The organism is Marivita sp., from assembly GCF_020055635.1.
Lineage (GTDB): Bacteria > Pseudomonadota > Alphaproteobacteria > Rhodobacterales > Rhodobacteraceae > Marivita.
Window position 1 is genome coordinate 1 of sequence record NZ_JAIPUT010000100.1, and the last position, 8,414, is coordinate 8,414.

11 protein-coding genes are annotated in these 8,414 nt (G+C 64.7%); 5 read left to right on the forward strand and 6 right to left on the reverse strand.

Going from position 1 to position 8,414, the window contains the following annotated elements; all coding sequences use genetic code 11:
* The first annotated feature begins 139 nt into the window (after positions 1-139).
* From LCF60_RS22445 to LCF60_RS22460, 4 genes are all read left to right on the forward strand, one after another.
* Positions 140-700 (forward strand): L,D-transpeptidase, encoded by a 561-nt coding sequence (locus LCF60_RS22445; RefSeq protein WP_292294771.1) that lies wholly within the window; start codon positions 140-142, stop codon positions 698-700.
* Between the two features lie 150 nt (positions 701-850).
* Entirely contained in the window at positions 851-1,555 is a 705-nt protein-coding gene (locus tag LCF60_RS22450) for a CoA transferase subunit A (RefSeq protein WP_292294772.1), read from the forward strand.
* Between the two features lie 23 nt (positions 1,556-1,578).
* Complete coding sequence (locus LCF60_RS22455; RefSeq protein ID WP_292294773.1) at positions 1,579-2,649, forward strand: PAS domain-containing protein; 1,071 nt, start codon at positions 1,579-1,581, stop codon at positions 2,647-2,649.
* A 43-nt stretch (positions 2,650-2,692) separates the two neighbouring features.
* Entirely contained in the window at positions 2,693-3,319 is a 627-nt protein-coding gene (locus LCF60_RS22460; RefSeq protein ID WP_292294774.1) for a CoA transferase subunit B, read from the forward strand.
* A gap of 154 nt (positions 3,320-3,473) precedes the next feature.
* On the opposite strand, the gene LCF60_RS22465 is transcribed toward LCF60_RS22460, so the two are convergent.
* From LCF60_RS22465 to LCF60_RS22475, 3 genes are read right to left on the reverse strand one after another with little or no spacing between them, the layout of a single operon-like run.
* Entirely contained in the window at positions 3,474-4,013 is a 540-nt protein-coding gene (locus tag LCF60_RS22465; RefSeq protein ID WP_292294775.1) for an adenine phosphoribosyltransferase, read from the reverse strand.
* A gap of 7 nt (positions 4,014-4,020) precedes the next feature.
* Positions 4,021-4,644 carry a LysE family transporter gene (locus tag LCF60_RS22470; RefSeq protein ID WP_292294776.1) on the reverse strand — a complete coding sequence of 208 codons (624 nt, stop codon included), beginning with the start codon at positions 4,642-4,644 and terminating at the stop codon, positions 4,021-4,023.
* Between the two features lie 6 nt (positions 4,645-4,650).
* A complete protein-coding gene (locus LCF60_RS22475) occupies positions 4,651-5,547 on the reverse strand; it encodes an S-methyl-5'-thioadenosine phosphorylase (protein ID WP_292294777.1) in 897 nt (298 codons plus the stop codon).
* A gap of 125 nt (positions 5,548-5,672) precedes the next feature.
* Between LCF60_RS22475 and LCF60_RS22480 the strand changes: the two genes are divergently transcribed.
* Positions 5,673-7,007: a glycine cleavage T C-terminal barrel domain-containing protein gene (locus tag LCF60_RS22480; RefSeq protein ID WP_292294778.1), complete on the forward strand. Its 1,335-nt coding sequence runs from the start codon at positions 5,673-5,675 to the stop codon at positions 7,005-7,007.
* Positions 7,008-7,023: 16 nt separating this feature from the next.
* Here LCF60_RS22480 and LCF60_RS22485 read toward each other — a convergent pair whose 3' ends face one another.
* From LCF60_RS22485 to LCF60_RS22495, 3 genes are all read right to left on the reverse strand, one after another.
* Positions 7,024-7,371 carry a Lin0512 family protein gene (locus LCF60_RS22485; protein WP_292294779.1) on the reverse strand — a complete coding sequence of 116 codons (348 nt, stop codon included), beginning with the start codon at positions 7,369-7,371 and terminating at the stop codon, positions 7,024-7,026.
* Positions 7,368-7,718: a Lin0512 family protein gene (locus LCF60_RS22490; protein ID WP_292294780.1), complete on the reverse strand. Its 351-nt coding sequence runs from the start codon at positions 7,716-7,718 to the stop codon at positions 7,368-7,370. Before LCF60_RS22490 ends, LCF60_RS22485 begins: the two co-directional genes overlap by 4 nt.
* Before the next feature lie 77 nt (positions 7,719-7,795).
* A complete protein-coding gene (locus tag LCF60_RS22495; protein ID WP_292294781.1) occupies positions 7,796-8,401 on the reverse strand; it encodes a flavin reductase family protein in 606 nt (201 codons plus the stop codon).
* Positions 8,402-8,414 lie beyond the last annotated feature (13 nt).

The window sequence follows — 8,414 nt, forward strand, 5'->3', positions numbered from 1 at the left end:
GTCCAAATAGGAGCCGGCGCCGTCCTGGCAACGGCCCAGTGGCGGTAAAGCGTCGCGGCGATTGAATTCTTTGTGATTGGTCCTTCCGGCGTCGCGCCTGCATGCTGAGCGAAAAACGAGCTACAGAGCAGGAGTTCCCATGACCGCACCCTTCGTTTCACGCCGCATGATCATCAGCGGCGCGGTTGCCGCCCTTGCCATGCCGACCGTGCTGCGCGCACAGGACGGGGCAGGCATCAATCGGCGCAATATCTCGTCTTTTGCGCAGCAGGATTGGCGCGATCACTTCGAGACCCTGGGCAAGGGTGCGATCGTCTGCGATACGGTGTCGCGCGCGCTGCATTACTGGAACGCCGACGCCTCCGATTACCGGGTCTTTCCGACCTCGGTTCCCAAGACAGACGAGCTGACACGGCGCGGCTACACGAAGATCGTCCGCAAGAAGGAAGGCCCGTCCTGGACGCCCACCGCGTCCCAGATGGAGCGGTTTCCCGATTGGAAGCCGATGGGCCCCGGACCGGACAACCCGCTGGGAACGCATGCGCTTTACTTCGATTGGCCCGCCTACCTGATCCACGGAACGCATGACACCCGCAAGATCGGGCGGCGGTCGTCCGATGGCTGCATCGGGCTGTTCAACGAAACGGTGGAAGAGCTTTTTGCCCTGGTTCCAGTCGGGACGCAGGTGCGGCTGGTCTGACGAAAGCGACCTGCGAACGGCTGCCGACCCCGTGTCGTGCCCGCCGAAAAGGCGTCGGGTCGGGACATCCGGATAGGACCTTCCGTGGCGTTGACTTAGCGGGCACGACACGCCAAAACGGCGAAGCGTTCAACAGCGGGGGATATCGCGATGAAGAAGGTCTATGGATCGGCAACCGAGGCGCTTGACGGGCTGCTGTCCGATGGAATGCTGATTGCCGCGGGCGGGTTCGGCCTGAGCGGGATCCCCGAGCTTCTGCTGAGCGCGATCCGCGACAGCGGCGTGAAAGACCTGACCTTCGCCTCCAACAACGCGGGTGTTGACGATTTCGGCATCGGCATCCTGTTGCAGACCCGCCAGGTCAAGAAGATGATGAGCTCCTATGTCGGGGAAAACGCCGAATTCATGCGGCAATACCTGTCGGGCGAGCTCGAGCTCGAGTTCAACCCGCAAGGCACGCTGGCCGAGCGGATGCGCGCCGGCGGCGCGGGCATCCCGGGCTTCTACACCAAGACCGGCGTCGGCACGGTGATCGCCGAGGGCAAGGATCACCGCGACTTCAACGGCGAGACCTACATCATGGAAGAGGGCATCTTTGCCGACCTGTCCATCGTCAAGGCGTGGAAGGCCGACACCACCGGCAACGCCGTGTTCCGCAAGACCGCGCGCAACTTCAACCCGCCCGCAGCCATGTGCGGCAAGATCTGCGTGATGGAAGTCGAAGAGATCGTCGAACCCGGCGAACTGGACCCCGATCACATCCACCTGCCGGGCATCTATGTGAACCGGATCATCCAGGGCGAGCATGAAAAGCGCATCGAACAGCGCACCACCCGACCCAGGCCCGCGGCCTGAGGCAGAAGGCGGCTCGTTTCATCGTGGAACGTTTTGTTGAGAAACCGAAACTGACATCGGTGCTGGACGACGGCCAGGCGCTGGCCGGGTTTTCCCGGCTGAGCGTCGCAATGGTGATCACCAACCCGAATACCAGCGACAACCCGATCGTCTATATAAACGACGCCTTCGAACGCACGACCGGCTATGAACGGTCGCGGGTGATCGGACGAAATTGCCGGTTCCTTCAGGGCCCGGATACCGATCCCGATTCGATCGAGATGATCCGCAGTGCCATCGAGGCCGGAGAGGATGTCAGCGTCGACATCCTGAACTATCGCGCCACCGGCGAGGCCTTCATGAACCGGCTCCTGATTGCGCCGATCAATGACGGGTTGGGCAAGCCGGTCTATTACCTCGGCATCCAGAAGGAATTGCGGGACGACGAGAAGGACCGCTCTTCCGAGGCCACGCGCCTGCATCTGGATACCGTCTGCTCGCGGGTGAGCCAGGATCTTGGCCTCATCGTCAGCACCCTGGTGGCTCGAAGCAACGTGGACAGCCCGGCCACCGAAGACGATCTCAAGCGGCAGCTGCGCCTGCTGGACGTGCTGCCAGGACGGCTGGAATGCCTGCAATTCGTCTATGAAGAGATGAAGCTGGCGGACCAGCAGTGGAACCGCGACGGGGTCGACCTCGGGTCGCTCCTGTCACGCATCTCGCACACCATCGCCCATAACGAGGGCCGCCCGGGCGTGCGTTTCGTGTCGCTGGTCGAACCGCTCGAGGTCAATCTCGAAACCGCGATCCGGGTGTCGCTGATCACCTTCGAACTGGTGTCGAACGCGTTTCAGCATGCCTTCGACGGGCTGGACCAGGGCTACCTGGAATTGCGGGTCAACCGGCTGGCCGCCGGCGGGCTGCGCATGACCATCGCCGATGACGGCGTGGGCATTCCGGGCAAGATGGCGCTTCCATCCAGCCATTCCGTCGGCGGGCGGCTTGTGGCATCCTTGCTCGACGGGCTGGATGCGACGCTCAACGTGGTGCGCGGCGCCGCCGGAACGGTCATCATGATCGACGTGCCGGTCGGGTTCACGGATTACAAGCAATAGCGCCGCACTCCGCGGCAGGACGACAAACGAGGGGAAGACGATTATGCCATGGGACCGCAACCAGATGGCCGCGCGCGCGGCACAGGAACTGAAGGACGGCATGTATGTCAATCTTGGCATCGGCATCCCGACGCTGGTGTCGAACTATATCCCCGACGGGGTGACGGTGACGCTGCAATCGGAAAACGGCATGCTGGGCATGGGGCCGTTCCCCTATGAGGGTGAGGAAGATCCCGACCTGATCAACGCGGGCAAGCAGACCATCACCGAACTGCCGCACACGTCATATTTCGACAGCGCCACCAGCTTTGGCATGATCCGCGGCGGCAAGATCGCCATGGCGATCCTCGGCGCGATGGAAGTGGCCGAAAACGGCGATCTGGCGAACTGGATGATCCCCGGCAAGCTGATCAAGGGCATGGGCGGCGCGATGGACCTCGTCGCCGGCGTGGGCCGCGTGATCGTCGTCATGGACCACACCAACAAGCATGGCGACAGCAAGCTTCTGAAGGAATGCACCCTGCCGCTGACCGGCACGGGCGTGGTGGACCGGATCATCACGAACCTCGGTGTACTGGACGTGGTGGACGGCGGGCTCAAGATCGTCGCATGCGCCGACGGTGTGACCGAGGACGAGCTGCGCGCCGCGACCGAGGCCACGATCGTCTGAACCCCGCATCCCGGGCAGGGCCGAATTTTGGAAAATTCGGGGGCACTCCTTGCCAGGCGTGCGGCCCCGGTCCGGGCTTGGCGCCGGTTGGTTTCCGGCAGGTCTTGGGGGTTTCACCCCCAAACCCCCAGCATATTTTGAAAGAGAAGAAGGCTCAGAGCCCCTCGAAGGCGCAGAGTGCATGGACCTCCATCCCCAGCGATTCGAGTTTCCTGCGCCCGCCCAGATCGGGCAGGTCGATGATGAAGGCGCAGCCGATCACCTCGCCGCCCAGCCGCTCGATCAGTTTCAGCCCGGCCTCGGCGGTGCCGCCGGTGGCCAGAAGGTCGTCCACCAGGAGCACCTTTTCGCCGGGCTGGATGGCGTCGTCATGGATCTCGACCACGGCCTCGCCATATTCCAGCAGGTAGTCTTCCGAGATCACCGCGCCGGGCAGCTTGCCTTTCTTGCGCACCGGCACGAAGCCCACCGACAGCTGATGCGCGATCGCGCCGCCGAGGATGAAGCCGCGCGCTTCGAGCCCCACCACCTTGTCGAAGCGGAGCCCGGCATAGGGATGCAGCAACTGGTCGATCGCCATGCGGAAGCCGCGTGGATCGGCGAAGAGCGTGGTGACATCGCGGAACAGGATCCCCTCGTGCGGGAAGTCGACGATGGTGCGGATGTAGTCCTTGACGGTCTTTGTGCTGGTCATGTCACTCTCAATTCATGCGACGGGCCATGGCGGTCAGCGCGCCCATGGCGATCAGGGTGGCCCCTCCGGCGCGGGTCAGCCAGGCAATCACCGATCCGTGGCCGATCCAGCCGCGCAGCCGGTCCGCCGCCAGCGCATAGGCAAAGGCGTTGAGCGCCGCAAGGGTGACGAAGGTGGAGATCAGCAGGGCGAATTGCGGCAGGAGCGCCGCGTCGGCTGTGAGGAACTGCGGCACGAAGGCGATGAAGAAGGCGATGGATTTGGGGTTGAGCGCGGTGACCAGCGCGGCATGGGCAAAGACCGCGCGTGGCTGCACGCGGTGTTGGGTGGCGGGCAAGGCGGCGCCTGGGGCGGATCGCAGGAGCTTGATGCCTAGCCAGACGAGATAGACCGCGCCGGCCCATTTCAGCAGGGTGAAGAGCGTGGCCGAAGCCAGCACCAGCGCGCCCAGACCGGCCAGCGACAGGCTCATGGCGATGAAATCCCCCAGTGCCACACCGCTGGCCGACGCGAAGGCGACACGGCGTCCCTGGCTCAGCGCGTAGGACAGCACCAGCAGGACGGTCGGACCCGGGATCAGCAGCAGGGCGGTGGAGGCGGCGACGAAGGTCAGCCAGAGGTCAAGGGGCATGCGGTGTCATCCGGTCCGGTCGGCCGGCCCGACCAGCACGCGACCCGCGACGGCGTCCAGCTTTTTGATCAGCGCCGGGTCACGGGCCCCGGGCGCGGTGATGAGCGCGTGTTCGAGAGCGGTGTCGCAGCCCTGCGGACAGGGCGCGCGATCCGGTCCCAGCAGCGTGGGCAGTCCGGTGATCATCCGGCGCGCGGCGTCGGCATTTCCGGTCAGCACGCGAAGGATGTCCGTCACCTCCACCGCGTCATGCGCCGGATGCCAGCAGTCGTAATCGGTGACCATCGCCACGCTGGCGTAGCACAGCTCTGCCTCGCGGGCGAGTTTCGCCTCGGGCATGTTGGTCATGCCGATCACCGAGCAGCCCCATTGATCGCGATAGAGCGTCGATTCCGCCAAGGTCGAGAATTGCGGCCCTTCCATCGCGAGATAGGTGCCAGCCTCGTGCACCGTGACACCGGCTGCGCGCGCCGCGTCGGCGCAGACCGTGCCAAGCGCGGCGCAGACCGGGTGCGCCATCGACACATGCGCGACGCAGCCGGTGCCGAAGAAGCTGGTGTCACGGGCAACGGTCCGGTCGATGAACTGGTCGACGATGACGAAATCGCCCGGCGCCATTTCCTCCCGGAAGGATCCGCAGGCGCTGACGCTGATCACGTCCGTCACGCCCAGCCGTTTGAGGGCGTCGATATTGGCGCGGTAGGGCACGTCCGACGGGCTGTGCACATGGCCGCGCCCGTGGCGGGGCAGGAAGACGATCTCGAGCCCGCCCAGCGTGCCGCAACAGACCTGATCCGACGGCGCGCCCCAGGGCGTGTCGACGCTCTGCCATTCGGCATCCTGCAACCCGTCCACGGCATAGAGCCCCGACCCGCCGATCACGCCCAGTTTCCGACCCGCCATGATGTCCGCTCCGTGCTTCTGTGCTTGTACAGTCTGGCAGCAGCGGGGCGCCGCTTCAAGCCGTCGGCGGGGTGGAACGCAGCTTGCGCGCATGCGTTGAGCGGATGCGTCAGGAGGAGAAGATCATGCCGACACGCAACCCAGCCGAAAATCGTTATAGCCATCCCAATGTGCCCGATATCGACCAGAGCGACCGGATCGTGCCGATCAACCTGCGACAGACCGGGCCGACACCGGTCGAGATGCTGATCTCGACCCGGGTGCGCAAGTCGCCGTTCTGGCACCTGTCCGTCGAGGCGGGGGCCTGGCGGGCGACCGTCTACAACCGGATGTATCACCCCCGCGGCTACGTCAAGGACAAGGACGGCGGCACCATGGCCGAGTATCGCAGCCTGGTGCACCGCGTCACGCTCTGGAATGTCGCCGTCGAACGCCAGATCCGGGTGAGGGGTCCGGATGCCGAGGATTTCGTGAATTTCGTCATCACCCGCGACGCGACACGGATCGACCCGATGCATGGCAAGTACTGCATCCTCTGCGATCCCCAGGGCCGGATCCTCAACGATCCGGTCCTTCTGCGTCTGGCCGAGGACGAGTTCTGGTTCTCGATCTCGGATTCGGACGTGATGCTCTGGCTCAAGGGGGTGAACATCCGCGGCGACTGGCAGGTCGAGATCGACGAGATCGACGTCTGCCCGTTGCAGGTGCAGGGGCCGTTGTCGGAAGACCTGATGGTCGACATCGTCGGGCCCGAGCTGCGCGACGTGCCCTATTACGGGATGATGGAAGCCACCATCGGCGGTGCGCCGGTCGTCATCAGCCAGACCGGGTTCTCCGGCGAGAAAGGCTACGAGGTCTATGTCCGGGACGCCTCGCATCACGCCGAGGCGGTCTGGTACGCGATCCGCGGCCAGGGCGCGCCCTACGGGCTGCGCGTCATCGCCCCCGGTCATCACCGCAGGATCGCGGCGGGCATCCTGTCCTGGGGCCAGGACATGGACGCCGAAACCTCGCCGTTCCAGGTCAACCTGGGCTACCAGGTTCCGAAGAAGAAGACCGCCGATTACATCGGCAAGGCCGCTCTGGAACGCCAGCGCGCCGAGATCGAGGATGGCGGGTTTCCGTTCAAGCTGAAATTGGCCGGCCTCAAGCTGGGCGGGCAGCCGATCATCGACTATGCGCCGGATTTCTGGCTGGTGCAGGACGAGACCGGCCGGCGCGTCGGCTACGTGACCTCGGCCTGGTGGTCGCCGGAACTGGGCGTGAACATCGCCCTGGCGCAGGTGCCGCCCGGGCTGTCGCAGATCGGCACGGCGCTGAAGGTCGAACTGCCCGAATCCTACAGCGTGAATTCCGGCCATGCCGTCGAAGCCGAGGTCTGCGAGGTGCCGTTCCGCCCTTCGGAGCACCCAAGCGCCCGCGAACGGGCCTTTGCCGCGGGCAAGGACAGCAGCGAATGACGCGGCGGATGGTGCTCTAGGCGGTCTGCTTCGGCAGGAACGCCTCGACCGCGGCGGTGGCGATGACAAGCGTCGCGCCGCTGTCGGGGTTGGTGACGTTGAGGCCGCCCTCCACCGCCGTGACCGTGGCGTGCCCGCGCGGCAGGCCCTTGGCCAGTTCGGCGCAATCCACCTTCTCGGGCTCGGCCACACCCACCGTCACCTGTACGCGCATCTGGTCATGCGGCAGACCTGTGGCCTCGAACAGCGGGATCGACGAATGGCGGATCGCGTCTTCGATCGCCCGCGCGGCGGCCTTGGTGTAATCCATGCCGTATTGGTCGTTGCCCATGCCCATTTCGATGATGAAGCGCTGGTCGCTCATGCCACGCCCTCCAGATCGAGCGCCACCGAGATGGCGACATTGGCGATCACCGTCGGCTTGCCACCATCACCGCGCGGCACATCGAGCCCGCCCTTGCGCGCTGTGACGGTGATCTGGCCGTAAGGAAAGATCGCCGCGATGGCATTGGTATCGACCGCGTCTGGGTTCTGTACGCCCACGTCGACGGTGATCATCATGTCGGATTTGTCCTTGCCGTAAAGCTCGGCCAGATTGATCGAATTGTGCCACAGCGCGTCCTTGACCGCGCGCGACGCCGCTTCGGTGTAATCCTGACGGCGCAGGGACGAACCCATGCCGAATTCGGTGAGCAGACGTTTGACGGGCATGGTGCGTAAACCTTTTGCTAAAGGACCGGATCGGCCCCAATGTTTCGCGCGCGAAACAAAAGGGCGCAAGACATGACCTATTCGCCGGGGCGCTTGAGGCTGAACTTTTCGCGGATCACCGAATAGTCGCGGTAGCCCATGCGGGTCAGCGGGTTGAAGCTCAGCACGTCGAATTCACCGTCCTTGATGCAGTCGTTGCGCATATGGATGCCGGTGACTTCACCGAAGACCGCAAAATTCGCCTCTCCGGGCAGTTGCACGATCTGCGTCAGCTTGCATTCCAGCGTGGCCGGCGCATTCGCCACGCGAGGGCAGTTGATCGTGTCGCATTCGGCCTTGTCGATGCCGGCATGGGCAAATTCGTCCACGTCACGATCCCATGCGCCCGAGGTCAGGTTCATCGCGTCGCGCATCGCGTATTCGACGATGTTGACGGCAAAGACACCGCTGTCGCGGATTTGCGCCACCGAATCCTTGGTGTCGCCGCGATCCGGCTTGGCCGAGGTCGAGGCGAACATCACCTGCGGTGGCACATAGGCCACCGCGTTGAAGAAGGAGTAGGGCGCGAGGTTGTCCTGCCCGTCGGCGCCACGGGTCGAGATCCAGCCGATGGGGCGGGGGGTGACGATGGCGTTGAACGGGTTGTGGGGCAGGCCGTGGCCATCTTCGGGGCGGTAGAACATCTGGGGCGGGCTC

Excerpts from the sequence above, each read along its gene's own strand:
- LCF60_RS22445 (WP_292294771.1), top strand. The coding sequence starts at position 140 with ATGACCGCACCCTTCGTTTCACGCCGCATGATCATCAGCGGCGCGGTT.
- LCF60_RS22450 (WP_292294772.1), top strand. The coding sequence starts at position 851 with ATGAAGAAGGTCTATGGATCGGCAACCGAGGCGCTTGACGGGCTGCTG.
- LCF60_RS22460 (WP_292294774.1), top strand. The coding sequence starts at position 2,693 with ATGCCATGGGACCGCAACCAGATGGCCGCGCGCGCGGCACAGGAACTG.
- LCF60_RS22465 (WP_292294775.1), bottom strand. The coding sequence starts at position 4,013 with ATGACCAGCACAAAGACCGTCAAGGACTACATCCGCACCATCGTCGAC.
- LCF60_RS22470 (WP_292294776.1), bottom strand. The coding sequence starts at position 4,644 with ATGCCCCTTGACCTCTGGCTGACCTTCGTCGCCGCCTCCACCGCCCTG.
- LCF60_RS22475 (WP_292294777.1), bottom strand. The coding sequence starts at position 5,547 with ATGGCGGGTCGGAAACTGGGCGTGATCGGCGGGTCGGGGCTCTATGCC.
- LCF60_RS22480 (WP_292294778.1), top strand. The coding sequence starts at position 5,673 with ATGCCGACACGCAACCCAGCCGAAAATCGTTATAGCCATCCCAATGTG.
- LCF60_RS22485 (WP_292294779.1), bottom strand. The coding sequence starts at position 7,371 with ATGAGCGACCAGCGCTTCATCATCGAAATGGGCATGGGCAACGACCAA.
- LCF60_RS22490 (WP_292294780.1), bottom strand. The coding sequence starts at position 7,718 with ATGCCCGTCAAACGTCTGCTCACCGAATTCGGCATGGGTTCGTCCCTG.
- LCF60_RS22495 (WP_292294781.1), bottom strand. The coding sequence starts at position 8,401 with ATGTTCTACCGCCCCGAAGATGGCCACGGCCTGCCCCACAACCCGTTC.